Source organism: Parasynechococcus sp. (genome assembly GCF_045559935.1).
In the GTDB taxonomy this organism is placed as follows: domain Bacteria; phylum Cyanobacteriota; class Cyanobacteriia; order PCC-6307; family Cyanobiaceae; genus Parasynechococcus.
In genome coordinates, this window is the sequence record NZ_JBJLJL010000009.1 from 14428 (window position 1) to 39789 (window position 25362).

A 25362-nucleotide genomic window follows, 5' to 3' on the forward strand; every position below is an offset into this window, starting at 1 on the left:
TTGCCTGTGAGCTCTTCTTCTGAGCACGTCAACGCCAGCTGGGATGCGATCGTCGTCGGCTCCGGAGCGAGCGGTGGTGTCGCTGCCATGACTCTCGCCGAGGGGGGCGCCAGGGTGCTGGTGCTGGAGGCAGGTCCGGATCTGAGCCGTGCGGTGGCCTTCGGAACCCCGGTCGGAAACATGCTGCGTCGGCTCGCGGGGATCAGCAGCGGCCGGCATCGCCGTCAGGCGCAGCATCCCGGCTACTGGAAGGCCAACCCGGAGCTGTATGCGGATGAACGCCGTCATCCCTATGAGCACCCTGTCGAGCGCCCGTTCCTGTGGACCCGGGGTTGGCAGGTGGGAGGCCGCAGCCTCACCTGGGGGGGCATCACTCTGCGGCTCTCGGACGAGGATTTCGCGGGGATCCGCAGCAAGGAAGGCGTGATCCGCTGGCCGATCGGCTTTGCTGATCTGGAGCAGCACTACAGCGATCTGGAGCGGCAGCTCGGGGTCTTCGGTGCCAGGGATGGGTTGGCTCAGCTTCCCGACGGTGTCATGTCAGATGCGCTGCCGAGCACCGACGCCGAGCTGCGCTTCGCTGAGGCGGTCCGCGAACGTCTTGGCCATGCCGTGATTCAGTCGCGGGGATTCGCGCCTCATGCTCCGCAGCGGACGGATGACTGGCCAGCTTCCAGCAGCCGAGGCAGCACGCTGCAGCGGGCGATCGCCACCGGACGCGTTGAAGTCATGGCCGATCAGATGGTCGAGCGGCTCTGTCTGAGTGCGGATGCGTCAACGGCGACCGCGGTGGTCGCCGTTGACCAGACCAACGGCGAGCGCAGAACGCTGAGTGCTGATCTCGTCATCCTGTGCGCCTCGACGATTCAGACCCTGTCCATCCTGCTGCGGACACGTCAGTTCTCATCAGGAGGTGCTGCGGTAGATCCCTCAGGGCGGCTCGGGACCCGTCTGATGGACCATGTCTCCACCAGTCAGTTCTTCGCCATGCCGGGTTCCGGGGAGCGGCCGCAACCGCCTCTCAGCGGAGCTGGAAGCTTCTTTCTGCCGTTTGGGCGTCATCTCTCCCAAGCGTCGTTCCAGGGCGGTTACGGACTCTGGGGAGGCATCGGCCGTTTCGATCCGCCGACGTGGTTGCAGCGGCGTCCCGGCACGGTCACCGGCTTCCTGATCGGCCACGGTGAAGTGGAACCGCGGCTTGAGAACCGTGTGACGCTGAGCGACAGAACCGATCGATGGGGGGTGACGGTGCCCCACATCGACTGTCGCTGGGGCGAGTCGGAACGGGCGATGGTGACGCATATGCAGCGGACCATGGCGGAGTGCATCGAAGCCGCCGACGGGCAGGCGCTGGAGATCCGGGAACTGTTTCACCTTCCTTTCGTGGAACCGCTTCTCGGCGGCGCTGTCGCCCTGTCGAAGCAGGCAGCTCCTCCGGGTTACTACATCCACGAAGTGGGTGGAGCCGCCATGGGGAAGCAGGCCTCCGAGAGTGTCGTGGACCCGGACAACCGGCTCTGGGGATGTCGGAATGTGCTGGTGGTGGATGGAGCCTGCTGGCCGACCTCGGCCTGGCAGAGCCCGACCCTGACGATGATGGCCATCGCCCGGCGCGCCTGCAGCAGAGCTCTCAGCTCTCGGGGCGGCTGAACAGGTCGTCCAGGTAGCGCTCCATCACGGCATGGTCCTCGCAGCCGTTCTGAAACAGAAAATGGGCGAGCGCGGAACTCATCACGCGGTACTGATCCCAGTGGGGGTGGCCTCCGATGAACTCCTTCATCCCTCGGTAGAGGACTTCCGGGATCTCTGTTTCGAGACTCACGTACGCCGGAACTGTCTCTGTCGTCGTCGCGGCCAATCCCATGTCATGGCATCGCTCAAGGTGATTTCTGTCCATCAAGGCAGGTCGCTCAACCCGTACTGCGAATAAGAAAGCCACATCGGGCCGTCCTGCGTCAAAAGGGTGAGCGAATTGGGAAATTCGCTTGAGACTGTATGAGACAGCAGTGACGGATAGGGGTCTTGTTGCCAGGGCCCGCGGCTGATCCGCGGTTGAGCACCATCACAGCACTTGTCAACCTTTCCGGAGGGTTAAGAGGCTTCCCCACAGCGCCGGACGAGATGGCTGGCATCACTGGAGCCCGGGGAGGCTGCTGTTCAGCAGCCTGTGGAAAAGGCGGGGACAACGCCGGCTGCCATGGACTGATCAGAAAATCTCATCGGCGGAAAAATCCAAGCTGTCCCCCGCGAGAACCGGCCGATCCGTGCGTCCGGACCAGGGTTATCTCTTAAGACTTCTGTGAGGAATCGGAACGTTCGAGACTCGCCGGGCCGAGGGGGTGGCCGCTGTGGGGATAAGGGGGGTGATGCGCATGGTCGTGTCCGTGCTCATGGTCGTGACCGTGCGCATGGGTGTGAGCGATCGGGGTTCCATCCGGCTGGCAGGCGCCGGTGCACTCCCGTTCGCAGAGGGTGCAGCTCTCCGCCAGTCCCTCCACGTGGTGATGGTGACTCTCCTGAACCCGACCGACGTCCTGTTCAAAGCCCAGCACCTGTGCTCTGTACTTGCAGAGCGAGCAGTTCATGGCGGTGTCACCTCGGAGAACATCGTCCACCCGCTCGCGGAAGGTCTCCAGCACCAGGGGGTGGTCACCCAGATACCCGGCGGAGATGAAGTTGATCCCCGGGTGGTCCTGGGCCACCCGTTCGGTGTGCTGACGGATGCGGCTCACCAGGACACCTGAGAACAGGAAGTACGGCACGACCACGATGCGGCGGAAGCCGAGCCTGACGACGTGGCGCAGTCCGGGCTCCACGAGCGGAAAGGTCACCCCTGAATACACCGTTTCCCCCCAGCCGAAACCGAAGCCCTCAACAAGCATTCGCGTCACCTTGGCCACATTGGAGTTGGCATCGGGATCGGAGGATCCCCGTCCGACAACCACCAGAAGCGTTTCCGAGAGCGGTACGTCATCGCTCTGACGCTCGATCGCCTCTCGGACCCTGGCTCCCGCTGCCGCCACCATCAGGCGATCGACACCGAGCTCTCGCCCGTAATCGATCGGAAGGCCGGTTTCCGCCGTGTAGGTGTTGAGCACCGAAGGGATGTCGTTCTTGGCATGCCCTGCCGCGAAGAGCATCGCCGGGATCGCCAGGATGCGGTTCACCCCTTGCTGCCTGAGCGCCTCAAGGCCGTCGCGCAGGATCGGGCGGGCGAATTCGAGATAGCCGTGTTCGACAGGCATCGGGGCCAGCCGAGGCCGCAGCTGTTCGACCATTCCGGCGAATTCCTCCACCGCCAGACGGTTGCGGCTGCCATGGCCGCAGATCAGCACCCCGAGCTTGTCCTCGGAGCCTGCGGTGCTGAGATCCGTCAAGACGTTGGGTCCACTGATCGAATGGGTTGACCCTATTCGCCGAAGCGGGGCCAGCTGTGCATGTCGGATCTGTTCAATCTCCAGGCGGCTGATGCGGCCATCGCCGGTGTGATCTCTCCGCAGGCAGACGACTTGCCGTCCCTGCTGCAGGCCTGGAGTGGCCCCCGTCCGCTGAGGGTCTGCAGTGGCGGCACCAGTTCCCGCTGCGCTGTCGACGGCTGCTGGAGTCTCGATCTGCGTCCTGGATTCCAGGACCTCACGCTGTCCCCTGATCGCACGACGGTGCGGGTCGGTGCGGGGCGGACCATGGGGTCGCTGCTCGAGGTGCTGGCGGCTGAGGGTCTCACGATCACGGCCGGCCTGTCGGGGCATCCCGGCATGGGGTATGTGCTGACCGGAGGCATGGGACCTCTGAGTCGTCGCCGGGGACTCGCCATCGACCAGCTCAGCGAGATCCGCGGCGTCTGGGGCAACGGCCGCTGCTTCGCGCTGCAGCCTTCAGATCATCCGGAGTGGCGGGCCCTGTGCGGTGCAGCACCGTTTCTGGCGATCGTCACCGACGTCACGCTGGCCTGTCTGCCGCTGACTCCGCTATGGGTGGCACGGCGTTCCGGTCCGCCGGAACAGCTTGGGGAGTGGATCGCCGAGGCGGAGTCCTGGCCCGATGTGCAATCGCTGCAGTGGTGCTGGCGCGGATCCGAGGTGCAGGGGCTGCAGGTGAGCCTGGAGCCGTTTGAGGGGGGAGTGCCCATCGCCGGCCAGCATCAGCTGCCCTCGCTGGCATCGTCTCCGGTTGATGGAAACCGTCGCCATGGTGAGGTCGTCGGTCTGCTGGGTCCGGCAGCTGCTGCGGGCTGGGGGCGTCTGGTGCCGGATCTGACCAGGCTGATGCGCCGGAGCCCGGACGGTTTCTGCAGCCTGTCGGCCCAGCAGCTCGGTGGAGCCACCGCGAGAGTGCCGGTCAATGCCTCGGCGTTCCGGCACCGCGATGCGGTCTGGAAACCCTGGATCACGGCGGTCTGGTCGGCCGGCGATTCCGAGGCGCGTGAGCGAAGCCTGGCCTGGCTCGAGGAGGTCTGGGCGCTGCTCCAGACAGTCTGTCCCGGTGTTCACCTGGCCCAGCTGCATGACCATCTGCCTTTTCACCAACGGGAACTGGAGCTGGCCTTCGGTCCCTGGCTGTCGGAGTTGCGGCTGCTGAAGGCACGTCTGGATCCCGCCGGCAACCTGCCTCAGCTGTGATCTACGGTCGCCGCTGCCCGCGGCGTCACAGAGCATGGCCCAACGCTCCAGTCCTTCGCTGGTGAATCAATGGTTCGCCAATCCGAGCAGGGATCTCCTTTCCGGTCTTGTGGTGGCGTTCGCGATGATTCCGGAGGCGATCGCCTTCTCCGGCATCGCCGGGGTGGATCCCGCCGTCGGATTGTTCGGTGCGTTCTGTCTCTCGCTCACCATCGCGGTGGTGGGGGGGCGCATGGCGATGATCACCTCCGCCACCGGCTCCACCGCGCTGCTGATGACCGGTCTGGTGGCCACCGGGGAGGCCAGGGGGGCCGGTCTGGGTGTGCAGTACCTGATGGTGGCTGGGTTGCTGACTGGAGTCCTGCAGTTCCTGTGGGCCTATCTGCGTCTGGCCTATCAGATGCGATTCGTTCCTCAGGGTGTTCTCAGCGGTTTCGTGAATGCGCTCGCGCTGCTGATCTTCCAGGCGCAGCTCCCGCAGCTTGGGCTGGATGTTCATCACGGTGAGGCCACTGCCGGACTTCCCCACGGGGGGCAGATCCCGATCGTGCTCGTGCTCGTGCTGATCGGACTGGTGATCATCTATGGCCTGCCGCGACTGACGCGGGTGGTGCCCTCTCAGCTCGTGGCGATCATCGTGCTGACCGCCATCAGCATCGGGTTCGGCTTCGAGATTCCAACCGTCAGCAGCCTCGGGGCGCTGCCTTCCGGACTTCCCTCCTTCAGCCTGCCGTTCGGGGAGGGGGGCGTCCCCTTCAATCTCGACACGCTCGGGATGGTGCTTCCCACGGCGCTGGCGATCTCCCTGGTGGGTCTGATGGAAACCTTCCTGACCCAGGACATCCTCGACGACAAGACGGACACCACCACGGACAAAAACGTCGAGGCCCGCGGGCAGGGCATCGCCAACATCGTCTCCTCCCTGTTCGGTGGCATGGCGGGCTGCGCGCTGGTGGGTCAGTCGGTGATGAACGTCGACAACGGCGGGCGCACGCGGCTCTCCACGTTCTTCTCCGGTGTGAGCCTTCTGGCGATGATCCTGCTGGCCGGCCCCTGGCTGAAGCAGATCCCGATGGCGGCTCTCGTGGCCGTGATGATCAGCATCGCCGTCAGCACGGCGGATCTCAACGGACTGCGCAACATCCGCCGCATTCCGAAGAGCGATACCTCCGTGATGCTGATGACGTTTGCGGTGACGATGCTCACCACCCCCCACAACCTGGCCCTTGGTGTGCTGGCCGGCGTCGCTCTGGCGGGGATCCTGTTCAGCCGCAAGGTGGCCAAGGTGATTCAGGTGGAAACGGTCGATCTCAGCGACGACGAGCGGCTTTACCGCGTCAAGGGACAGTTGTTCTTCGTCAGCAAGATCTATTTCGTGCAGGGATTCGATCTGCACGATCACCCGGCCAGGATCAGCATCGACATGTCCTCCGCTCACATCTGGGATCAGAGTGGCGTGGCGGCTCTCGACCAGGTGATCCGCAAGTTCCGCGTCGGCGGTTCAGCGGTCTCGGTGGTCGGTCTCAACGAGGAAAGCCTCGATCTGTTCGAGCGGATCGGTGGTCAGGAGAGTGCTCACGCCTGATCAGCGTTGGGGGGTGTCACTCGGGCGCAGGACGATGACGATCGTGCCTCCCACGATCAACAGGATCAGCACGCCACCACCGATCAACGGAAGCAGAAGGTCGGTGTCCATCAGGCGTTCTCGGATGACCGCATCATGGCGGCTCAGCGGGAGGCCAGAGGGTTGTAGAGAACGGCCAGGCAGCTCGTCAGATCGGTGCGCATCCCGGCCAATCGCGTCTGAATCACCTGATCCGCGGGGTTGAGCTGCACGTAACGCAGCGTCACGTCATTGCCGATGCTCATCAGGATGCAGAGGGTCTCCAGGTCGCCGCTGCTGGTGGCGCGATCCTTGGCACCATCCACCAGCACCTTCAGCAGAGCCATCTTGTTGTTGTAAGCCTGTCGGTCGCCTTCCTCCCAGGCCATCGCAGGCATCTGCAAGAGCAGGCTGATCAAGGGTGCCACCAGCCACCGGATGGCGGGCATGAAGAAGGAACTGAGGATCTGCAGAACCTAGAGGCTTCAATGGGGTTCAGCCCGGATCTGGGACAATCCCACCCGATCTGTCCCATGGCCATGACCCGATCCGGAATCCGCGTTGTGATCGGCGCCCTCGGGGGCCTGGCGACGCTGCTCAGTTCCTGTGCCTCCCTCGGCAGTGCCGACAGCACGCGTCTGGATCTCGTGAAGCAGCGCGGTGAGCTGATCTGCGGCGTCAGCGGCAAGATTCCGGGCATGAGTTTTCTGCGGCCGGACGGCGGCTACGAAGGCTTCGATATCGATATCTGCCGAGCCATGGCTGCGGCGTTCCTCGGAGATCCGGACAGCATCCAGTACAGGCCGCTGACGGCCCCGGAACGCTTCACAGCCCTGCGCTCCGGGGAGATCGATCTGCTCTCCCGCAACACCACCTTCAACCTGAGCCGGGATGCCTCCGGAGGCAACGGACTCAGTTTCGGGCCGATCGTCTTCCATGACGGTCAGGGTTTGATGGTCAAGACCGGCAGTGGCGTCACGTCTCTCGAGCAGCTGTCAGGCAAGGCCATCTGTGTGGGCTCAGGCACCACCACCGAGCAGAACCTCAACGACGTCTTCGAGACGCGTCAGCTGCCGTACACCCCGATCAAATACCAGGATCTGAATCAGGTGGTGGGCGGCTATCTGCAGGGGCGCTGCGCCGGCATGACCTCGGATCTCACGCAGCTGGCCGCCGCCCGCTCAGGGTTTCCGGATCCCGAGCAGCACACGATCCTCGAGGAGCGGCTGAGCAAGGAGCCGATGGCTCCCGCGGTGGTGGGAGGCGACCAGCGCATGGCCGATGCGATGCGCTGGGTGGTCTTCGCTCTGATCGAGGCGGAGGAACGCGGCATCACCCAGGCCAATGTCGATGAGGTGTTGAAGACGGCGCAGGCGGATCCGAGCCAGGCGGCCCTTCGCCGCTTCCTCGGGGTGGACGGTGGGCTCGGCAGCAAGCTGGGACTGCCCGATGATTTCGTGGTTCAGGTGATCAGAGCGACCGGTCATTACGGCGAGATCTACGACCGTCATCTCGGTCGCGACAGTGCGGTGACGATTCCCCGGAGTGTGAACCGTCTGGCTGGCGACGGCGGCCTGATGGTTTCCCCTCCCTTCTCCTGACGGACCTGCCGCGATGCATCGCCGACTCTGGATTCAGATCGCTGCCGCGGCACTGCTCCTCGGTCTGGCCGCGGTCCTGATCAACAATCTCGCCGTGAACCTGATCCGCACCGGACTGGGTCTGAGCTTCGGCTGGCTTGCGCGTCCTGCCGGTTTCGCTCTTGCAGAGACGGCTCTGCCGTACAGCCCCTCGGACAGCTACGCCTGGGCTCTCACCATCGGCTGGCTGAACAGCCTCAAGGTCATCCTCAGCGGCCTCGTGCTGGCCACACTCCTGGGTGTTGCAGCAGGGGCTGCCCGCAGCAGTGGCAACCGCCTTCTCCGCCGGTTGGCGGCGGCTTATGTGGCCCTGATCCGTCAGGTGCCGCTGCTGCTTCAGCTGATGTTCTGGTACTTCGTTGGGTTTCTGGGGCTTCCGGAGACTCCTGTCGGCGGGTTGATCGGGTTGTCCAACCAGGGCATCCGTCTTCTGGGGCTGGATCTGAGTGTCGAGTTCTGCGCCGTGCTCACCGGTCTGGCGGTGTTCACCGGTGCCTCCATCGCCGAGATCGTGCGGGGTGGGATCAATTCCGTGCCGAGAGGGCAGTGGGAGGCCTTCCGCAGTCTCGGCCTCGGTGAGGGGCTGGGGATGCGGCGGATCGTTCTGCCTCAGGCGCTTCCGGCGATTCTTCCGGCCCTCACCAGCCAGTACCTGAACCTGGCCAAGAACAGCACCCTGGCGATCGCCGTCGGCTTCGCTGACCTCTACGCCGTCAGCGACACGACGATCACTCAGACGGGCCGTGCGATCGAGGGCTTTCTGCTGCTGCTGCTGAGCTTTCTGCTGCTCAATCTGCTGATCAGCAGCGGCATGGCCGTGCTCAACGGTCTGGTGCTTGGACGTCTGAAGGGGAGCCGTTGATGAACCGCGTCATCGATCGACTGCTGACGCTCCTGATGCTGGCCCTGCTCGGATGGGTCGGTTTCAGCGGGGTGCACTGGCTGCTGTTCGCCGCCGACTGGACGGTGGTCACGGCCAATCTGCCCTTGTACGCGGTGGGGGGGTATCCACCGGATCAGCGCTGGCGGCCCCTTGTGTGGATCGCTCTGCTGATCCTGATGACCGCAATCACGCTGATGGGCCCCCGACGCGGCTGGCTGCGTCGGGGGCTTCCGGCGCTCTGGAGCCTGATGGTTCCGCTGGGAGTGGTGCTTCTCGCCGGTGGACTGGGTCTTCAGCCAGTGCCCACCCGTGAGTGGGGCGGCTTCAGCCTCACGCTGCTGCTCACCGTCTGCAGCGCCCTGCTGAGTCTTCCGGCGGGGGTTCTGCTCGCGCTTGGACGGCGCAGCGACCTGCCGGTGCTGCGTGTGGCCAGCACCGCTTACATCGAGGTGATGCGGGCGGTGCCATTGATCGCTGTGCTGTTCTTCGGACAGCTGCTCATTCCCCTGTTTCTGCCTCCGGGGCTGGAACTGAACCGGGTGTTGAGAGCCGTGATCGCCTTCGCTCTCTTCGCTGCGGCGTACATCGCTGAGGACGTGCGTGGTGGGTTGCAGGCGATCCCACCCACGCAGACGGAAGCGGCCGCGGTTCTGGGACTCTCGCCGTTCCAGAGCCTGCGACTGGTGGTGCTGCCCCAGGCGCTGCGCATCGCTCTGCCCGCCCTGACCAATCAGGCGGTGGGATTGCTTCAGAACACAAGCCTGATGGCGATTCTCGGCCTCGTCGAACTGCTGGGAATCAGCCGCAGCCTGCTGGCCAATCCGGCGTTCATCGGCCGCTACCTCGAGGTGTATGTGTGGCTGGCTGCGGTTTACTGGCTGGCCTGCACCGCCATGGCGCTGCTGGCCCGCCATCTGGAGATCCAGCTCGACCCCCTCCGTTCCTCCTGATGACCGTCGCCATCCGAGCCATCGATCTGGTGAAGAGCTACACCCCAGGCCAGCGGGCTCTCGATGGGGTGGGCCTCGAGGTGATCAGCGGAGAGGTTCTGGTGGTGATGGGCCCCTCCGGATCCGGCAAAAGCACCCTCATCCGAACCTTCAACGGTCTGGAGACGCTGGATTCGGGCCGGCTGGATGTGCTCGGGATGCGCCTGGATGCGAGCCACGACGAACGGGAGGTGCGGGCGATCCGGCAGCGGGTGGGAATGGTGTTCCAGCAGTTCAATCTCTTCCCGCATCTGTCGATTCTCGACAACATCACCCTGGCTCCGATCAAGGTCAAGAAGATGTCTCCGTCGCTGGCGGAGCAGCGGGCGGTTGATCTTCTCGAGCAGATGGGGATCGCCGAGCAGGCCAGGAAATATCCGGCCCAGCTGAGTGGCGGCCAGCAGCAGCGCGTGGCGATCGCCCGTGCCCTGGCCCTCGATCCGGAGGTGATGCTCTTCGATGAACCCACCAGCGCTCTGGACCCCGAGCGTGTGAAGGAGGTGCTGGATGCCATGCGTCAGCTGGCGGCTGGCGGCATGACGATGGTGGTGGTCACCCATGAACTCGGTTTCGCCCGGGAGGTGGCGGACCGGGTGATGTTCATGGATCAGGGCAAGGTGGTGGAGACCTCCGACCCGGAGACCTTCTTCAGCAATGCAAAGGAAGAGCGCAGCCGCCGGTTTCTGCGACAGATGATGTGACGTACGCGATGCGCCTCCGGCCGCCGCTTCCTTCAGCTCTCGCAGAGCGGCATCCGTGCCAGCGCTCGTTCAACGGCCATCAGTTCCCGCTCGGTGTCCAGCCAGCTGTCGTTGCCGAGGGGCAGGGTCTGCACCTGTTCGGACAGTCGCAGCCTGAGTTGTTCAAAACGCCGCTGCAGAGTTCGACGGAGCATGGCGGTCAGTCGATGGACGGTTGCCACCCTGGCACAGGGGTGGTGCGGTCGTGCCGGCGGCCCTTGGAAACCTTCACGCCATGCTGCTGAGCCTGATCCCCTGTCTTCTGGTCGGGTTCTGGATCGGAGGACGCCATCCCGATCTCTCGGGTCGCCTGGCGTTGCCTCTGGTGCGTTTCGGTGTGCCGCTCAGCGTGATGGGCCTGTTGCTCAAGGGCGGCTTGAGCGGCCAGATGCTGCAGGCGGCGCTGCTGGCGGCCGCGGCGATCGGGGTGGTGCTCGTGGTCGGCGCCAGGGTCCCGCCGCTGCGTCGCCTGCTTCCCGGTCCCTGCAGCAGGCTCGGAAGTTGCGTCGGCAATACGGCCTATGTGGGCATCCCGCTGGCGCTGGCGTTTCTGCCCGCCTCGGCTCTGCCGATCAGCATCGGCTACGACCTCGGAGCGACGCTGCTCACCTGGAGTGTCGGTCCAATGCTGATCGCGGCGCCTTCTCCCCGAGAGGGCGGCAGGGCGATCAGGCTGCTCATGAGCCTCACCGCCAGCCCGGCGGTGAGGGGGCTGGCCGGAGCTCTGCTCGTTCAATGGACCCCGTGGCGTGCAGGGGTCGCCGAGGCGATGTGGATCCCCTCGCAGGTGGTCATTCTTCTCGCTCTGGCGGTGGTGGGTCTGCGTCTTGGCAGCATCGCCCGTGATCGTCGGGCGCCGGGGCCTCTGGCGGCTTCCGTGGCTCCGGTGCTGCTGGCCAAGCTGATCGGTTACCCGCTGCTGCTGCTGAGCATCGGTCTGCTGCTGCGGCTTGATCCCTTGATGATTCAGGCCCTGACGCTTCAGGGTGCTGCTCCGGCGGCCATCTCCCTGCTGTTGATCGCCGAGTCCGCAGGACGGGATCAGGACCTTGCGGCCGGGCTTGTGCTGTGGAGCACGGTCTGTGCTGCGCTGACAGCCCCGATCTGGGGTGTTCTGGTCACCATTCTGTTCAATCAGGCGTGATGATTTGAAGTGCGGCAGTGATCAACAAAGTGCCGCTCAAAAATATTCATCTTTCTTCCTACGTTTTGTTAAGAGCGCGTCGGCGGGGCGGGATTCCACCTTGTGACGGTTGATGGATCGTCGTTACATTGGAGCTGTGGGTTTCGTCGGAGATGTCGATGGGAGAGGTTGATCTCGTTGGGTCCGTTGTTCTGGTGTTCTTGATCACAGTCCTGACCGTGATCGGCTACCGCATCAATCAGGTGGTGTGAAGTCCTGTACTTCTGCCTAGGCCCTCTGGATCCTCGGTTGCTGCAGGATTTTCTGTTGTTTGATGTGTTGTCAGATACAAGTGATTGACGCGTGCTGTCTTACTGCAAGCCTGCGCTGATCGTTGCCGTTGAGCTCATCCAATGCTCAGCTCCCCAGGTGCACACGGCAGATCAATCCACTGGCGGAAACTGTTGCAACATTGCTGACTTCCCGGAACGTTCAGGGAAGAAAACAGCGAAAGGTCAGGTTCACGCGTGATGTCCTGATTCGACGCCGGCTCGGAACCCCATGCATCCATTGCTGCTGGCATCCGGGATGCATGACCAGCAGGTCGCCGTCCGCCAGGGCAAGGGTCTCCCTCCGCATAGGGTCCTGGCGATGGCGCAGGCAGAAATCGCGGGTTGCCCCCAGCGACAGTGAGGCGATCGGCCGGGTCTGGTCAATCTCCTGTTCGTCATCGGCATGCCACCCCATGCGGTCCTCACCGTTTCGGTAGAGGTTGAGCAGGCATCCGTTGAAGCACGTTCCGCAGGCTTCGTTCACCTGCTGCCGCAGCAGCTCGAACCAGCTGGGCCAGCCCTCACCGCAGTGGGTCGTGCCGCTGTATCGGTAACGCAGTCCTTCGCTGGCCAGGAACCCCGTCAGGCGAGGCACGGCGTGTCGGCGGCCGTACACCTGGACCATCGGCTGCTGCCATGCCATCTCCTGCGTGATGGTGCGCTGCCAAACGTTGCTCCGCTCCGGCGGCAACCAGCCTCGGTGCAGCGTCCAGGGCTGCCGGCTCGGGCACACAGGCGGTGCCATGTCCGGACTGTTCATGACATCCACCCTGGTTGTCGATGGCGCCAGCCTGAATGATTCAGGACCGTCTCGTGTTGCAGGCACAGCCCCTCATCGCCCTGCCTCCGGGGCTGCCGGCTCCGTGAAGGGGGATGACAGGCCTGCTCGGTCTGCGGCAACCAGCCCATACAGTTCCGTGATGGCGGCACGCATCACCGAAACCGAATTCCTCAAGCGGGCGGAGCAGCGCTTCGGCGATCAGTTCGACTACAGCGAAATGCGCTGGCGCAGCTTACAAGAGTCCGGTCAAGATCCGCTGCCGACGCCATCCGGTTCAGCTGATCTGCATCACCCCGGAAAAGCACCTCCAGACCCTGGGGGGCTGTCGACATTGCCTGAGGGAACGTCGCATCGCCACGCTTGAGCGGGAACTGAACCGCAAGGCTGCTCCGGAGCGTTCCGAGAGCCTGGCCCTTCAGCCTCAGGCGGTCAGACTCACCCGCTGATAACAGAACCAGAGCCACTGCTGAAACAGCAGGTTGCGATGCGACCGCCAGAGCGTCTGGGGATGATCCGCATCGAAGTTCTCCGGAGGCGGCACATCGCCCCGAGCCCGGTCTCGTTCCATCTCTCCAAGAATGCGCCCCACGTTGTATTCCGGGTGGCCGAGATGCATCAGCTGTCGCTGATCCGGGGTTTCAAAGATCGTGTATCCAACCCGCTCGCCATGGGAGAGCAGGCGAAGGCGTCCCTGACGCTGGGCTGATTCCATCGCTGCATCGGAGAGGCCGGCATGGCGACTCTGCGGACAGAAGAAGCGATCATCCTGCGTCCCCATCAGCGGATGGCCTGGAACCAGGCTTCGCATCGGGTAGATCCCGAACAGCTTGCGCTCGAAGGGGATCTTGTCGACCCCGGCGAGATAAGCGAGAGCGAATCCCGCCCAGCAGAGTCCCAGGGTGCTGGCACAGCTGCTGCGGGCCTCTCCCACCAGCTCCACCAGCTCGCTCCAGTAGGTCACCTGCTCGAAGGGCAGATGCTCCACCGGAGCCCCGGTGATGATCAGACCATCCAGAGGGCCCTGCGCCAGGGCTTCCTCCCAGGTGACGTAAAGCTGATCCAGGTGTTCCTGGTCCCAGCTGCGGTAGGCGTGTGAACGCAGACGGATCCAGATCGGTTCGATCTGGAGCACGGAAAGCCCCAGGGGATGCAGCAGGTTGAATTCGTACTGCTTGCCCAGGGGCATGATGTTCAGGATTCCGATCCGCAAAGCCCGGATGTCCTGGCGCTCCGCCTGCTCGGGCTCGATCCAGGAGATCCGGTTGCGTTCCACCGCACCGATCTTGTGATAACTGCGGGGAAGAATCAGTGCCATGGGGCTGTCATCGGCATCTAGCTGAGAACGGCGAGCGCCTGATCGAAGTCGTCCCTGATGTCGTCGATGTGTTCCAGACCGACGGAGACCCGCACCATGGTTGGTGTCACGCCTGCGGAGGCCTGTTCGGCTTCACTCAGCTGCTGATGGGTGGTGGAGGCCGGGTGGATCACCAGGGTCTTGGCATCGCCGACGTTGGCCAGATGGCTCGCCAACTTGAGGCTGTCGATGAAGCGAACGGCATCCTCATAGCCGCCGTTCAGGGAGAACATCAGCATGCAGCCCATGCCCCGCCCGGTGAGATATTCCTTGGCGCGTTCGTGGTAGGGGTCCGCGGGCAGGCCGGGATAGCTGACCTGTGCCACCTTCGGATGCTGCTGCAACCAGCTGGCCAGGGCCATGGCGTTCTCCGTGTGGCGTTCCACCCGCAGGCTCAGGGTCTCCAGTCCCTGCAGCAGCAGGAAGCTGTTGAAGGGGCTCAGGGCCGGACCCCAGTCCCGCAGGCTTTCCACGCGGGCACGCAGGGCGAAGGCCACATTGCGGTTATCGGGAACGCCGAGCATCTTGCAGATGTCGCTGCCGAAGCCGAAGGCATCCCAGTGCACCAGGCCGTGATAAGCCGGGCTGGGCTGGCTCATCAGTGGAAACTTGCCGTTGCCCCAGTCGAAGGTGCCGGCATCGACGATCACGCCACCAAGGCTGGTGCCATGGCCTCCGATCCATTTCGTGGCGCTTTCCACCACCACATCGGCGCCATGCTCGATCGGGCGCAGCAGGGCTCCGCAGGCCCCGAGGGTGTTGTCGACGATCAGCGGAATGCCTCGCTCCTTGGCGAGAGCGGAGAGGCCCTTGAAGTCGGGGATGTTGAAGCGGGGATTGCCCATCGCCTCGACATAGATCCCTTTGGTCTTGTCGTCGATCTGTGCGGCGAAGCTCTCCACGTCATCGCCATCGGCGAACCGGACGTCGATGCCCAGGCGGGGAAACTGCACCTTGAACTGGTTGTAGGTGCCCCCGTAGAGAAACGAGGTGGAGACGAAGTTGTCTCCTGCCTGCATGCAGTTGGTGATCGCCAGGAACTGGGCCGACTGCCCCGACGCGGTGGCCACGGCTGCCATGCCGCCCTCCAGTGCTGCCACCCGCTTCTCGAACACGTCTGTGGTGGGATTCATCAGACGGGTGTAGATGTTCCCGAATTCCTTCAGGCCAAACAGATTGGCGCCGTGCTCCGCATCATTGAACACATAGGAGCTGGTCTGATAAATCGGCACCGCTCGGGCGTTGGTCGCCGGATCCGGCGATTGGCCGGCATGCAGCTGGAGGGTTTCGAAGTGAGGGGACATCGTGCGTGGGAGGGAGCGTCGTCGCTCCGATCTAGTTGTCCTGTAGCTCGGGTTTGTCGGTCTCGGCCAGGGATGGGAAGGTTCCGCGCAGAAAAGCCTGGATTTCGCTGAGGGCGGTGCTGCGGAACTGCACCGCCGTGTCGGCGGAGAGAACCGGGTAACGGCGGTCCGCGCCTTCGCCATCGCGCAGGTGACGCCAGCGGTTCGGTTCCTTCTCCTTCAGGGTGTTGAGGGCTGCCTCGAAGTCATAGTCCTTGATGGTTCCCAGTTCCGCTGCCTGCCCGGCCAGGGTCTCGCGCAGCGGGCCCAGCCCCTTGGCCTTGAGGGTGTCCGGCAGACCGAGCACGGGGGCGTAGTGATCGAGCAGGCGCAGTTCGGTCTCCAGCATCAGCGGCCAGGCCCCCTGTTCCTCCTCGGCGATGCTCATCTCCGCTTCAGCGGAGCGCATCGCATCGCGGTGGAAGCTCAGCCACTTGTAGTAGGTCTTGTCCTGGGTGGGTTTCTTGGCGGCGGCCCTGCCTGAGAGGATGGCGGGAAGAGCATTTTCCGCCTTCCTCAGGAACAGGCGATCCTCCCGCTCCAGATTCATCGCGCCCCAGCGCTGCCGGTACTCCCAGAGCTCGACATAGCGGGAGACATCCTGGGCAGTCCAGCCCAGGGCCTTGAGTTCATCGCCCCGATGAGAGGTTTCCTTGGGCACGCGCTGCTCTTCAAGCTCGTTGTCAGCGTAGGTGGCGATGCTCAGTCGGCCGGTGGTGCGCTCTGCGGATGTCGGCGCAGGTAGTCCTGCACCGGCACGCGGCGCGATTCGTTGTAACCCACCGGCAACCACAGATCGCCTGCGTCGGCATTGAAGTGGATTTCCCAGTGATACAGGCCTGTGTACGCACGCGGATCCTCGCGGATCAGAGAGGCGTAGAGCAGGACCGCTTTGCCGTAGTAGTCGCTGTTGTTGTAGCCCCAGAGGCCGCGACGGATGTCCTTGAGGCCTCCCCGTCTCACCAGATAGCGGGCGGCTGCCTGGATCGCATCATGGGGATCGCGGATGTCCCCAGCGCCGATGCCGGGTTCCGCCCAGGTGGTGGGAAGAAACTGCATCGGTCCACGGGCGTTCGCCACCGAGATGCCGTCAATGCGTCCCATGCCCGTTTCCACGAGGTTCACGGCTGCGAGCACCTCCCACTCGATGCCGGTGGCCGCCTCCGCTTTGCGGTAATAGGAGATCAGCTGTTCGGCTGGTTCGGGCTGGATGATCCGCCAGGCCGGAAGCGAGGAGGGCCCTCTGCCCCTGCTCATGCGCAGGAATTCCCGCCGTGCCGCCAGATGCCGTTCCGCGATGCTCCGCCAGCGTGCGGGCAGAGCCGCCACAACCCTCTGCGAGCGCGGACGGTCCTTGGACAGCACCCGATAGATGACCTGCTGCTGGTGTCCGAGGTCGGGCAGGGCATCGGCAGGCGTGGCCGGATCCCGCAGAGCCGACTCCACGCTCAGGAGCAGCTCGGCTGCAGCTTGATCATCCGCAGGCACCCGCGGGTAACGACGCTCGGGGGTGGTGGGGGCCGACGCCACGATCGGTTCTGTGGCCGGTGCCGGTGTGGAGGCAGCGGAGTCGCCTGCTCTGTTCTGGTTCCCCAGAGCGGTGATGGTCAGGCCGAGACTGGCTAGCACCACTGGGAGCAGCAGGGCTGGGCGGAGTCGCATGACCGCTTGTGCGTGACGACTGGACCTTACGGCGAAGATCAGGCCTGAAGGAATGTGCTGCGGTCGTGAAAATCGGCCTGGTGCTGCGGATGGCGTAAAGCCCAGTGACTGAGCCCGGCCTCGCCTCGGTCGAGCACGCAGCTCAGGGCCAGGTCAGGACAGATCTGCTCAGGCCACCAGGGAGTCAGTGGAAATCTTGCGTCCAGCCGCAACTGATGGTGCCAGCGGCGCAGGCGGATCAGAGGGGCTTCCGCCAGATCCTGGGGGTGCTGTCCCTGCCGGTAGGCATCGAAGCGGTAAAGGGCCCAGTCGCCGCTCGCCGAGAGATTGATCTCCCAGTAGTCCGGGCATCCCGGGAGAGCCAAGAAGGCTTCGAAACAGGTGGTGGTCCAGAGACCATCACGGCGTTCACCGTTCGTCTGCAGTCCGTCGATGAGCCCATCCGGAGTCACGAGATCCGCCAGACCGGAGGAGGCGGTCGTGAGCACGCCATAGCTGAGCTCAAGCCATCCATCCCGGCTCCAGATCATCTCTGCACTCACCTTCAGTCCGGAGGGAAGCCCCCCCTCGAAGGGGACCAGGCGCGAGGCCTGGCGCAGCATCACGGCAGGGCGAGGCATCTCAGTGTCCGTTCCCGATGTCGGCTCCGAGCTTCCGCACCAGGGCCCGGATTGCGTCCATCTGGGCTTCGATGCTGGCCGTCAGACGGAACTGCACGGCGGCTCGGTGCAGGTTGTGATCGGGCCGGTTGGTGCGGAAGTAGACATCCCCCTCCAGATGATCCGTCAGAAATCGCAGTCCCAGTTCGAGGGGGATCAGACGGATGCAATCCGGAAGGTAGTGAAGATCCCATCTGCTCAGGAAGCCTCTGGCGACTGTCAGGTAGCCGTCGAGGATCGCTTCGCAGAGTCCGAGATCGAAATGCACGGCGTCGAGGTTGGTTTCCTCCTCGCCGACGGGATTGCAGCAGGACCGCAGGCAGTCGCCGATGTCGTAATGGACGAGGCCCGGTTTGACGGTGTCGAGATCGATCAGGCCGACAGCCTTGCCACTGGCCTCATCCATCATCACGTTGTTGATCTTCGGGTCCCCGTGAATCGGACGGTGCCGGAGTTCTCCCCGTTCCAGTGCGGCCTCGAGCACGTCGATGCCCCCGCGGCGTCCGTCCACGAAGGCGATGGCCTGAGCAAGCAGGGATCCTTCGGGGCAGGCAGGCCTGGCCACGGAGTCGAAGTGCTTCAGATACGCCGGTGTGACGTGAAAATTCTCAAGGGTGTCGGCGAGGTGTTCGGCCGGCAGGTCGCTGATCAGGCTGTGAAACATTCCCAGGCCGTAGCCCACCTCTTTGGCCTGATGGCGATCGCGGATCACGTCAGAGGTCGTGGCGGCTCCGATGTAGGTGATCGACCTCCAGAACTGGCCGTCCTGCTCCACCCAGTGGGCGTCCTCCCGGCAGCGAACGACGGTGGGAACCTCCCAGCGGCGCCCGCTCAGCTCCGGGGGAGGGGAGGCCAGCCGACGCTGCACGTGATCGCCCAGGGCCACCAGGTTCCGCATCACCAGATCGGGCCGTTCGAACACCGTGGTGTTGAGGCGTTGCAGCACGAAGGCTCCTCCCTGGGCATGCCCGTCGTGCGTCACCAGAAAGGTCTCGTTGACATTGCCGGAGCCAAGGGCCCTGATCGCGGTGATCCGCTCGCGGGGATGGAAGCGATCGGCGATGGCTTCCACAGCCTCGGTCATCAGCGATCGCAGCACACTCAGACCCGAACCATCGCGCTGTTCCTGGGCGAGTCCGGTCTGTGGTGTGCAGAAAAGCAGCCGACTCAGATGTCGAGCTGGCTCTCGATCACGTCCATGAGCTGCAGATAGGCGGGGAGCCCGGCGTTCGCCTCCTCCAGGGTGACCTCGCCGCGCATGGCGCGTCGTGCGTTGTCCGCGATCACGGCGTTGACGACCAGATCCATGGCTTCGGGCACCTCGAGGTTCTGGAGCGCCTCGGCGTAGCGACGGGCGTGGGTGGGACGGACCGACTCCTGGCAGTAGTTCGACAGTTCGCGGCTTTCTGTCATCACCCGGTAAGCGGTCTCCTTGACGGCCGGACGGCCGTAGACGGCCATGTAAAGCAGGTTCACCATCGACGCGTCATGGATGGGGATGGCGTACTGCCGAGCGATCAGGGGCCAGTAGCGGAGGGATTTCAGACCTTCCAGGGCGCCCTTGCGCAGCCCGGCCTGCTCGCACCAGGCTTCCAGCTCCTCCATGGAGGCGGGGCAGCGCCCCGATTCCCGCATTTTGTCCGCCAGGACCTGACCAGCCTGGAAGTTGCGGGTGGGACTGCCGGACACCGGCAGCATCATGCTGCCGCGGACATCCGCCACCATCGCGGTCAGCTGGGAGAAGGTGTGATCGCGCACCTTCTCGAAGTCACCGTCGCGCACCAGGGTGGCTTCAATGCGGGGAACGGCGTAGCCGAGCTCCGTGAGCGGAATCGGCTGACGGTGGTAGAGCTTCTGTCGATCGGTGCGGGCCATGGAGACCGTGGCGGCCTGATCCAGACACTGATCAAGGAGCAGGGTCAGCAGCGTCGGCAACACGCCGGGGTTGTCCTGGTGGTAGGCGTAGCCGAAACCGGCGAACACCGAAGCCATGTTCTTGGCGGCCTTGATGTACTGGCCTTCCACGTTGTGAACGCCCGCCGCAACCTGGATGTTCGGGGAGAGGCGATCCAGCAGTTGCGCCCCCAGCATCGCCGTCAGCGCATTGGGATGGCAGAAGTTGGCGGTGAAGCTGTCGAAGGGGTTGCGCAGAGCTCCATGGCGGTGGAAGCCTGAGAAGAAGGCAAGGTTCGGCTGCTTCTCACACAGCACATAGGCGGTGTTGGAAATCGGGTCGTGGTTGAAGGATCCCGCCAGACAGGCCAGCACCACCTGGTCGCGCCCCAGCTCATCGCGCAGCCGGCAGGCTTCCTGCAGGTCCTCCTCAACGTGGTTGCTGTTGGCGCTGAGCACCACCAGTTCGCAGCGTTGAATCAGATCCCGGAGGGTGTTTGGCACCTGATCGCCACCCTGTGAGCTGGTGCCCATGCCGATCACCGTTTCCACGTGACCGGTGTCCATGCTGTCGATGGCGTCCTGGCTGAAGGCCCCGAGCAGGTCCCGTCCTGGCCGGGCTGCGAGCATCAGACGCCCGGCCGCGTTCTGCATCGCGCAGTTGTAGGCCAGCGAGGCGGGATACAGGCCAACGCTGTAGAAGCCCACCTTGGCTGAATCGAGCTCCAGCACCCGCCGCCGGATCGACGCCGCGTCGACACTGCAATCGAAGAACGAGTTCTGCATGGGGAGAGCCTACGGAGCCCACCTCTGCTGAGACTGTCGTTGTGCTGCTTCCCATTGATGTCCCTGACCCTCTACGGCGCTCCCCGCACACGCGTTTCGATGCCGCGCTGGTATCTGGAGGAAAAGGGCATTGCCCATGAGCTGGTGATGCTGGATCTCGCGGCCCAGGAACATCGTCAGCCCCCCTACCGGGCGATCAATCCCTTCGGCAAGCTGCCCGCTCTGGTGGACGACGGCTTCCAGGCGCCCGACGGTGGGCCTTTGAAGCTGTTTGAGTCGGGGGCGATCCTGCAGCATCTGGAGGATCACCACAGCGGCGAGGATCGCACCGCTGCTGAACGCAGCCTGACCAGCCAGTGGCTGCTGTTCGCCAACGCCACGCTGGCGATCGCCCTGTTCGTGCCCAGCAACCGGGAGCGGGAGTTCCCTCGCCTGATGGAGGAACTGAACCGTCAGCTGGGTTCCGGCGGGCCTCTGGTGGGGAACCGATGGGGGGCCGCGGACTGTGCGGTGTCCGCTTACCTGGCCTATCTGCCGATGTTCTTCCCTCAGGAGGATCTGACGCCGTATCCGGCTGTGCAGGAGCTGATCACAGCGACGCAACATCGACCGGCCTATCGACGGGTGATGGGGCTCGACTAGATCTCGCTCGTCCGGGAGAGGGCGCGGGGGAACGTCTGTGCATCCGTCAGCCCGGCTTCAGCGCACCAGTGCCGGAAGAACGGAGCGATGTCGTTGTGGTTGTAGTCGGTGAACAGCTCCTCCCCTGGGGCGATCTCGCGGCTGGCGATCAGATCCATCCAGGGGCCATCGAGCCGGTGCAGCAGGTTGGCCGGGATGTTGTGGTTGAAATAGGCGCTGACGCTGTTGATGTAAGCGATGCCCCCGGTTCCGGCCACGAACCACGAGAGGTGTCGGGCGATCTCCGCCGGGGTCTCCTCCCTGGCCGCGGCCAGGTAGAAAATCAGTGCCTCCAGCTCCTCCTGATCCCGGAGCAGAAGCACGATGTTCTCCCCTTCGCCATCGGCTCCTCCAGCGGCGAGGCAGTCGGTGAAGGGCAGCATTCGGCTGCGTCGCACCAGCTGGCCGCTGCTCAGCGGCTCCAGGGTGAAACGACCGTCTCCGGCACCCGGGAGGGTGGATGCAGCAATGCGGGATCTGATCTGAAATCCTGCATCGCTGCGACGACGCCAGAACAGACGGCTGGACGCTGCCATGACTTGCGCGTGCTCACGCGCCAAGGCTGTTCACCGCAGATCGATCTGTCCGCGTGCTGGATCACCTCGTGCTGTTCCGAGGCGCCAGTCCGTCTCCGGCCAGCAGTCCCTGCTGCCAGCGCGCGGTCTGCCGGAGCAGAACGGCTGAGATCAGTGCCATGAGCACGCCAATCCAGCTGAACGGGCTGATGCCGATCACGGCCGCTGAACCCCACAGAACTCCCCAGAGCCAAGGACGCAGGGCCCGGATGCGGCGAAGCGCCGTTGAGCAGCTGCGGCAATTCACCGTATGGCTGTGATAGCGATCCATCAGCGCTGCGGTCTCAAGACGTGGCGGCAGAGGTTGCCCGACGAAGGGTCCGCCGCCATTGCCGTTCAGCCAGCGATGCAGCGCCGTGACGTAAACATCGGCGCTGGTCGGCAGGAAGAAGGCCCGTTCCGCTTCTGCGCTGCCGCCGGCCTGCTCCAGCACGCGCTCCTGCCAATGCAGAAAGATCTGGTCGTCTTCGAGAACCTTGTGGTTGCCGATGTGCTGCAGCCAGCGAGGACGCAATCCGATCAGCAGCCGCGGGACCGCTGACTGGAACTGAAAGGGGAAGCGGGCGAACAGGCGGCATTCCCCCCGGCGGATCGGCACGGCGTAGACCACCGTGAGGATGCGTGCGAATCCCTTCGCGGTCAGGTCGTGCCACATCAGTTGTGGAGCATCGAACCTGGTGGCCTGGGAACCGAGCGTTCCCCTGCGTGGCCCCTCCTCCCAGAAGGCCTCGAACCCGTCCTCGCCTTCGCGGGTGATCACCGCCTGAACCGGGGAAGCGTTCTCCCGTTTTCCCACGGTCTTGTGGTGCGTGAAGGGCACATGGCTCACATCCAGAACGTTCTCCAGCAGGGTCACCGCATCCATCGGCAGGTCGCGGAAGGTGTCCTGAACGGTCCAGCTGTCCGGGGTCTCCTCCAGAGCCGGCACCAACGGCAGACGTTCCTGGTCTGCAGATTCGGGCGCACCCGTCCAGACAAACAGCAATCCCTGGCCCGTGGCCGTGGGCAAGCTGGCGCAGCTTGAGCGTCGCCCTTCCGGACGGGTGCTCTCCTCGGCCTGCGGGATGTGACGGCACTGTCCGTCTCCATCGAAACTCCAGCCGTGGTACGGGCATTCCAACTGCCCATCCCTGTTGATCCTGCCCTCGCTGAGCGGGACGAGCCGATGCGGGCAGACGTCAGGAAAGACACGCCAGCGATCTCCGGAGCTGTCCCACCAGATCACCAGGTCGCGTTCCAGCAGGGTGAACCGACTGGGCTTCGCCGGATCGAGGTCCTGCAGGTAGGCGACGGGCCACCACTGCTCGGTCCAGGTGGGATGCATGACGTGCCTTGGGAAGGGGGCCATGATCGCCAGGTTTTCGGCCCGCCGCGTCGCCATGCCGCGCCTCACTCCGGATCAGCTGCTGCAGGAACTGGCCGTCGTTGATGACCTGCTGATCGTGCAGGACCTCGATGGTGTGTGCATGCAGTTGGTGAAGGATCCGCTCACCCGCCGGATGGATCGCAACTACGTGGAGGCGGCGGCTCTCCTCGAGGGGGCCTTCGTGGTGCTCACCAACGGCGAACACGAGCGGCGCCGTGGTGTGAACCGTCTGGTTGAACAGGCACTTGAGGATCAGACGCGACCAGCGCGTGAAGGGTTGTACCTGCCTGGGCTGGCAGCGGGTGGGGTGCAGCTGCAGGATCGCCACGGCAACGTCAGCCATCCAGGGGTGAGCGATGCCGAGATGGCTTTTCTGGCCGCGGCACCGGCACGGATGGAAGCGCTGCTGAAGGAACGGCTCCCGGCGGTTCTGCCCGAGGTGGGCTCAGGCGATCTCGAAAGGTATGCCCATGTGGCGGTGCTGGACACCCAGGTGTCTCCGACCGTCAACCTCAATGCGGTGTTCGGTCTGATCCCGAACGACGTGCCACGGCAACGGCAGCTGCAGAGCCTGCTTGAGGCGTTGATGGAACAGCTGCTGAACGAGGCGGTGGATGCCGGATTGGCGGGGTCTTTCTTCCTGCATGCGGCGCCGAACCTTGGCCGTGATGCGGCTGGTCGCGAACGGTTGAAACCGGCGGAGCGTGGTGATGTCGGAACCACCGACATCCAGTTCATGCTCACCGGTTCCCTGAAGGAAGCGGGGCTGCTGGTGCTGCTGAACCGACACATCGCGGCGCGTTGGGGGGAGGCACCCCTGGGGGATGACTTCCATGTGCGGACGGCGCCTCGCGACCATCAAGGACTGCTCGAGCTGGCACGGACCCGGATCCCGCCTGAGCGGATGCCTCTCCTGGTGGGAGTGGGGGACACGGTGACGTCCACGGCGTCTCCCGACGGATCGGGCTGGCTGCGGGGTGGCAGCGACCGCGGCTTTCTGACTCTGCTGCAGGAGCTGGGGGCCTGGAGCGGCCAGGACAACCGGGTGATCCTGGTGGACAGCAGTCATGGTGAGGTGGACCGTCCGAGCCTGGCCGATGGGCATCTGGTCGGGATCAGTGATCCGCAGGATCCGTTGCGGCTGGATCTGCTGATGCCTGAGGGACCGTCGGCCTATGTCAGTTGGTTTGGGCGGCTGGCTCAGGCTCGCTGCTCGTCGGCAGCTGATGATCGACCCACTCCCGGGTCGGCGTGACCCGCAGCAGGAAGGGCATCTGGGTGATCGAGGGCTTGCCCCCGCTGACCCAGACCGCCTGTTCCTGGCTCCACGGCCGTGTCCCGGGAATGATCAGACGGGACTTGGAGGCGTGATCCGGCAGATAGGCCGCCAGAAAACCCTTCTGCTCCACGAAGTGCTTCAGGTCCCGGAAGTGGACTCCATCGGCGGTTTCCACCAGTTCCAGCTTCCCGTCCGCCCGCAGCCCGTAGACGATCCGGACATCAGCGAGATGCATCTCGCCGTAGACCCCTTCATAGGTCTCGGGAGCGACCCGGGTGGTGTTGGTGAAGGCGTGGAGCCCTCCGATGAACATCCGAAGGTTCTGTTCCAGCTCGGGGGTCAGCGGGCCGTACCCGAATTCCAGAGCGCCGTCCCGGGTGATGCCCATCCAGGCCCGTTCCCGGGCTGCTGTGAGATTCCCAGCCCGCCAGGTGCCGTTGGCCAGCATCAGGTCACCGTGAAGACGCATCCCCAGCTCGCCGTTGCCCCGTCCGCGGGCAAAGGTCGGCCCCGACGTGAACAGCAGGGCATCGGTGTCTTCGTTGGCGTCCATCTCCCGGTTCCAGCCCCCGAAGAATTCAACGTCGATCCAGCGGGGATCAACGACAGCGCTGTGGTAGCCGATGCTCACGTTGGTGCCGTCCGGCCGAAGCAGGTCCAGGTTCCGTTCCGGGTGGAACCGCACCAGGTCCTCGCGAGGCGGAGGTGGAGGTGGAGGTGGCTCGGGCTCTGCGAGCATGTCGCTGATCACCGCCGGCAGCTCTGCCTGGTGGTTTTCCCATCCGTGCCACCACAAGGCACAGCCGACCCCCACCATCGCTGAAAGCAGGCACCACGTGGCCAGACGCAGAGTTCTCACGGCAGGACCGGGAGGAGTGGGACCGGGAAACGCATTCAGTCTGAGGAGTTAAGAGAGTTGAAGCAACATCACGAATGCATCAATGTTTCTTCGAGAACATTGCCAGATGAGTGATCAATCACGACAGTGACAGCATGGATTCGGAGGCTCCCAGATGGATGACACTCCACCCCGCCAGCAACACGGAGTGTGCTG

25 protein-coding genes and 1 pseudogene are annotated in these 25362 nt (G+C 64.4%); 11 read left to right on the plus strand and 15 right to left on the minus strand.

What is annotated here, in order from left to right:
- Positions 1-6: 6 nt before the first annotated feature.
- Positions 7-1650: a GMC oxidoreductase gene (locus tag ACJ0G7_RS09360; RefSeq protein WP_407395897.1), complete on the plus strand. Its 1644-nt coding sequence runs from the start codon at positions 7-9 to the stop codon at positions 1648-1650.
- Here ACJ0G7_RS09360 and ACJ0G7_RS09365 read toward each other — a convergent pair.
- Complete coding sequence (locus tag ACJ0G7_RS09365; RefSeq protein WP_043691758.1) at positions 1631-1897, minus strand: DUF2811 domain-containing protein; 267 nt, start codon at positions 1895-1897, stop codon at positions 1631-1633. The two genes, ACJ0G7_RS09360 and ACJ0G7_RS09365, sit on opposite strands and share 20 nt — an antisense overlap.
- A gap of 391 nt (positions 1898-2288) precedes the next feature.
- Positions 2289-3377, minus strand: coding sequence for a sirohydrochlorin chelatase (locus tag ACJ0G7_RS09370; protein ID WP_043691755.1), 1089 nt, complete (start codon positions 3375-3377; stop codon positions 2289-2291).
- Positions 3378-3437: 60 nt separating this feature from the next.
- Here ACJ0G7_RS09370 and ACJ0G7_RS09375 point away from each other — a divergent pair, with 60 nt between their 5' ends.
- Both ACJ0G7_RS09375 and ACJ0G7_RS09380 read left to right on the plus strand, forming a co-directional pair.
- Positions 3438-4619: an FAD-binding oxidoreductase gene (locus ACJ0G7_RS09375; RefSeq protein ID WP_407395899.1), complete on the plus strand. Its 1182-nt coding sequence runs from the start codon at positions 3438-3440 to the stop codon at positions 4617-4619.
- A 34-nt stretch (positions 4620-4653) separates the two neighbouring features.
- Positions 4654-6204 (plus strand): SulP family inorganic anion transporter, encoded by a 1551-nt coding sequence (locus tag ACJ0G7_RS09380; RefSeq protein WP_407395900.1) that lies wholly within the window; start codon positions 4654-4656, stop codon positions 6202-6204.
- A 143-nt stretch (positions 6205-6347) separates the two neighbouring features.
- Here the strand turns inward: ACJ0G7_RS09380 and ACJ0G7_RS09385 are convergent, their stop codons facing one another.
- Positions 6348-6671: a hypothetical protein gene (locus tag ACJ0G7_RS09385; protein ID WP_043691747.1), complete on the minus strand. Its 324-nt coding sequence runs from the start codon at positions 6669-6671 to the stop codon at positions 6348-6350.
- Positions 6672-6761: 90 nt separating this feature from the next.
- Between ACJ0G7_RS09385 and ACJ0G7_RS09390 the strand changes: the two genes are divergently transcribed.
- The 4 genes from ACJ0G7_RS09390 to ACJ0G7_RS09405 are packed head-to-tail and all read left to right on the plus strand — an operon-like array spanning position 6762 to position 10435.
- On the plus strand, positions 6762-7823 hold the full coding sequence (locus tag ACJ0G7_RS09390; RefSeq protein WP_043696684.1) for an amino acid ABC transporter substrate-binding protein: 1062 nt from the start codon (positions 6762-6764) through the stop codon (positions 7821-7823).
- Between the two features lie 13 nt (positions 7824-7836).
- Positions 7837-8724: an ABC transporter permease subunit gene (locus ACJ0G7_RS09395; RefSeq protein WP_043691745.1), complete on the plus strand. Its 888-nt coding sequence runs from the start codon at positions 7837-7839 to the stop codon at positions 8722-8724.
- Positions 8724-9695, plus strand: coding sequence for an amino acid ABC transporter permease (locus ACJ0G7_RS09400; RefSeq protein ID WP_407395901.1), 972 nt, complete (start codon positions 8724-8726; stop codon positions 9693-9695). The genes ACJ0G7_RS09395 and ACJ0G7_RS09400 overlap by 1 nt, the downstream gene beginning before the upstream one ends.
- Positions 9695-10435: an amino acid ABC transporter ATP-binding protein gene (locus tag ACJ0G7_RS09405; protein ID WP_043691739.1), complete on the plus strand. Its 741-nt coding sequence runs from the start codon at positions 9695-9697 to the stop codon at positions 10433-10435. Before ACJ0G7_RS09400 ends, ACJ0G7_RS09405 begins: the two co-directional genes overlap by 1 nt.
- A gap of 32 nt (positions 10436-10467) precedes the next feature.
- Here ACJ0G7_RS09405 and ACJ0G7_RS09410 read toward each other — a convergent pair whose 3' ends face one another.
- The gene (locus tag ACJ0G7_RS09410; RefSeq protein WP_173402123.1) at positions 10468-10629 is read right to left on the minus strand and encodes a hypothetical protein; all 162 of its coding nucleotides are present in this window, start codon (positions 10627-10629) and stop codon (positions 10468-10470) included.
- Between the two features lie 20 nt (positions 10630-10649).
- Here ACJ0G7_RS09410 and ACJ0G7_RS09415 point away from each other — a divergent pair, with 20 nt between their 5' ends.
- Positions 10650-11618 (plus strand): AEC family transporter, encoded by a 969-nt coding sequence (locus ACJ0G7_RS09415; RefSeq protein ID WP_407395903.1) that lies wholly within the window; start codon positions 10650-10652, stop codon positions 11616-11618.
- Between the two features lie 471 nt (positions 11619-12089).
- On the opposite strand, the gene ACJ0G7_RS09420 is transcribed toward ACJ0G7_RS09415, so the two are convergent.
- Positions 12090-12689 carry an alpha-ketoglutarate-dependent dioxygenase AlkB gene (locus tag ACJ0G7_RS09420; protein WP_253912811.1) on the minus strand — a complete coding sequence of 200 codons (600 nt, stop codon included), beginning with the start codon at positions 12687-12689 and terminating at the stop codon, positions 12090-12092.
- Positions 12690-12849: 160 nt separating this feature from the next.
- On the opposite strand from ACJ0G7_RS09420, the pseudogene ACJ0G7_RS09425 reads away from it, so the two are divergent.
- Positions 12850-13156: pseudogene (locus ACJ0G7_RS09425) on the plus strand (hypothetical protein).
- On the opposite strand, the gene ACJ0G7_RS09430 reads toward ACJ0G7_RS09425, so the two are convergent.
- The 7 genes from ACJ0G7_RS09430 to ACJ0G7_RS09460 form a co-directional block, all read right to left on the minus strand.
- Positions 13132-14025, minus strand: a complete 894-nt coding sequence (locus tag ACJ0G7_RS09430) for a homoserine O-succinyltransferase (RefSeq protein ID WP_043691731.1) — start codon at positions 14023-14025, stop codon at positions 13132-13134. The pseudogene ACJ0G7_RS09425 and the gene ACJ0G7_RS09430 sit on opposite strands and share 25 nt — an antisense overlap.
- 17 nt (positions 14026-14042) lie before the next feature.
- Positions 14043-15368: an O-acetylhomoserine aminocarboxypropyltransferase/cysteine synthase family protein gene (locus ACJ0G7_RS09435; RefSeq protein ID WP_043691728.1), complete on the minus strand. Its 1326-nt coding sequence runs from the start codon at positions 15366-15368 to the stop codon at positions 14043-14045.
- Between the two features lie 31 nt (positions 15369-15399).
- The gene (locus ACJ0G7_RS09440; protein WP_407395905.1) at positions 15400-16068 is read right to left on the minus strand and encodes a hypothetical protein; all 669 of its coding nucleotides are present in this window, start codon (positions 16066-16068) and stop codon (positions 15400-15402) included.
- 41 nt (positions 16069-16109) lie between these two features.
- Positions 16110-17069: a transglycosylase SLT domain-containing protein gene (locus ACJ0G7_RS09445; RefSeq protein WP_407395906.1), complete on the minus strand. Its 960-nt coding sequence runs from the start codon at positions 17067-17069 to the stop codon at positions 16110-16112.
- Between the two features lie 38 nt (positions 17070-17107).
- Positions 17108-17689 carry a DOMON-like domain-containing protein gene (locus ACJ0G7_RS09450; RefSeq protein ID WP_043691722.1) on the minus strand — a complete coding sequence of 194 codons (582 nt, stop codon included), beginning with the start codon at positions 17687-17689 and terminating at the stop codon, positions 17108-17110.
- A gap of 1 nt (position 17690) precedes the next feature.
- Positions 17691-18812 carry a phosphotransferase enzyme family protein gene (locus ACJ0G7_RS09455; protein WP_043696680.1) on the minus strand — a complete coding sequence of 374 codons (1122 nt, stop codon included), beginning with the start codon at positions 18810-18812 and terminating at the stop codon, positions 17691-17693.
- A gap of 83 nt (positions 18813-18895) precedes the next feature.
- Positions 18896-20407 carry a hypothetical protein gene (locus ACJ0G7_RS09460; RefSeq protein WP_043691719.1) on the minus strand — a complete coding sequence of 504 codons (1512 nt, stop codon included), beginning with the start codon at positions 20405-20407 and terminating at the stop codon, positions 18896-18898.
- A 57-nt stretch (positions 20408-20464) separates the two neighbouring features.
- Between ACJ0G7_RS09460 and ACJ0G7_RS09465 the strand changes: the two genes are divergently transcribed.
- Positions 20465-21049, plus strand: a complete 585-nt coding sequence (locus tag ACJ0G7_RS09465; RefSeq protein ID WP_407395908.1) for a glutathione S-transferase family protein — start codon at positions 20465-20467, stop codon at positions 21047-21049.
- Here ACJ0G7_RS09465 and ACJ0G7_RS09470 read toward each other — a convergent pair.
- Both ACJ0G7_RS09470 and ACJ0G7_RS09475 read right to left on the minus strand, forming a co-directional pair.
- Complete coding sequence (locus ACJ0G7_RS09470; RefSeq protein WP_043691712.1) at positions 21046-21624, minus strand: SET domain-containing protein-lysine N-methyltransferase; 579 nt, start codon at positions 21622-21624, stop codon at positions 21046-21048. The two genes, ACJ0G7_RS09465 and ACJ0G7_RS09470, sit on opposite strands and share 4 nt — an antisense overlap.
- Positions 21625-21685: 61 nt before the next feature.
- A complete protein-coding gene (locus ACJ0G7_RS09475; protein WP_407395909.1) occupies positions 21686-22987 on the minus strand; it encodes a Rieske 2Fe-2S domain-containing protein in 1302 nt (433 codons plus the stop codon).
- Positions 22988-23042: 55 nt separating this feature from the next.
- Between ACJ0G7_RS09475 and stpA the strand changes: the two genes are divergently transcribed.
- Complete coding sequence (gene stpA, locus ACJ0G7_RS09480; RefSeq protein WP_407395958.1) at positions 23043-24284, plus strand: glucosylglycerol 3-phosphatase; 1242 nt, start codon at positions 23043-23045, stop codon at positions 24282-24284.
- Here stpA and ACJ0G7_RS09485 read toward each other — a convergent pair.
- Entirely contained in the window at positions 24208-25167 is a 960-nt protein-coding gene (locus tag ACJ0G7_RS09485; RefSeq protein WP_407395911.1) for a hypothetical protein, read from the minus strand. The genes stpA and ACJ0G7_RS09485 overlap by 77 nt on opposite strands.
- Positions 25168-25362: the final 195 nt, after the last annotated feature.

What these genes read in the sequence shown, in the direction of transcription:
- ACJ0G7_RS09465 (WP_407395908.1), top strand. Translation starts at nt 20,465, where the DNA reads ATGTCCCTGACCCTCTACGGCGCTCCCCGCACACGCGTTTCGATGCCG.
- ACJ0G7_RS09375 (WP_407395899.1), top strand. Translation starts at nt 3,438, where the DNA reads ATGTCGGATCTGTTCAATCTCCAGGCGGCTGATGCGGCCATCGCCGGT.
- ACJ0G7_RS09420 (WP_253912811.1), bottom strand. Translation starts at nt 12,689, where the DNA reads ATGAACAGTCCGGACATGGCACCGCCTGTGTGCCCGAGCCGGCAGCCC.
- ACJ0G7_RS09365 (WP_043691758.1), bottom strand. Translation starts at nt 1,897, where the DNA reads ATGGACAGAAATCACCTTGAGCGATGCCATGACATGGGATTGGCCGCG.
- ACJ0G7_RS09455 (WP_043696680.1), bottom strand. Translation starts at nt 18,812, where the DNA reads ATGACCGAGGCTGTGGAAGCCATCGCCGATCGCTTCCATCCCCGCGAG.
- ACJ0G7_RS09380 (WP_407395900.1), top strand. Translation starts at nt 4,654, where the DNA reads ATGGCCCAACGCTCCAGTCCTTCGCTGGTGAATCAATGGTTCGCCAAT.
- ACJ0G7_RS09400 (WP_407395901.1), top strand. Translation starts at nt 8,724, where the DNA reads ATGAACCGCGTCATCGATCGACTGCTGACGCTCCTGATGCTGGCCCTG.
- stpA (WP_407395958.1), top strand. Translation starts at nt 23,043, where the DNA reads ATGCCGCGCCTCACTCCGGATCAGCTGCTGCAGGAACTGGCCGTCGTT.
- ACJ0G7_RS09390 (WP_043696684.1), top strand. Translation starts at nt 6,762, where the DNA reads ATGACCCGATCCGGAATCCGCGTTGTGATCGGCGCCCTCGGGGGCCTG.
- ACJ0G7_RS09475 (WP_407395909.1), bottom strand. Translation starts at nt 22,987, where the DNA reads ATGCATCCCACCTGGACCGAGCAGTGGTGGCCCGTCGCCTACCTGCAG.
- ACJ0G7_RS09470 (WP_043691712.1), bottom strand. Translation starts at nt 21,624, where the DNA reads ATGGCAGCGTCCAGCCGTCTGTTCTGGCGTCGTCGCAGCGATGCAGGA.
- ACJ0G7_RS09430 (WP_043691731.1), bottom strand. Translation starts at nt 14,025, where the DNA reads ATGGCACTGATTCTTCCCCGCAGTTATCACAAGATCGGTGCGGTGGAA.
- ACJ0G7_RS09460 (WP_043691719.1), bottom strand. Translation starts at nt 20,407, where the DNA reads ATGCAGAACTCGTTCTTCGATTGCAGTGTCGACGCGGCGTCGATCCGG.
- ACJ0G7_RS09435 (WP_043691728.1), bottom strand. Translation starts at nt 15,368, where the DNA reads ATGTCCCCTCACTTCGAAACCCTCCAGCTGCATGCCGGCCAATCGCCG.
- ACJ0G7_RS09395 (WP_043691745.1), top strand. Translation starts at nt 7,837, where the DNA reads ATGCATCGCCGACTCTGGATTCAGATCGCTGCCGCGGCACTGCTCCTC.
- ACJ0G7_RS09445 (WP_407395906.1), bottom strand. Translation starts at nt 17,069, where the DNA reads ATGCGACTCCGCCCAGCCCTGCTGCTCCCAGTGGTGCTAGCCAGTCTC.
- ACJ0G7_RS09405 (WP_043691739.1), top strand. Translation starts at nt 9,695, where the DNA reads ATGACCGTCGCCATCCGAGCCATCGATCTGGTGAAGAGCTACACCCCA.
- ACJ0G7_RS09385 (WP_043691747.1), bottom strand. Translation starts at nt 6,671, where the DNA reads ATGCCCGCCATCCGGTGGCTGGTGGCACCCTTGATCAGCCTGCTCTTG.
- ACJ0G7_RS09410 (WP_173402123.1), bottom strand. Translation starts at nt 10,629, where the DNA reads ATGCTCCGTCGAACTCTGCAGCGGCGTTTTGAACAACTCAGGCTGCGA.
- ACJ0G7_RS09450 (WP_043691722.1), bottom strand. Translation starts at nt 17,689, where the DNA reads ATGCCTCGCCCTGCCGTGATGCTGCGCCAGGCCTCGCGCCTGGTCCCC.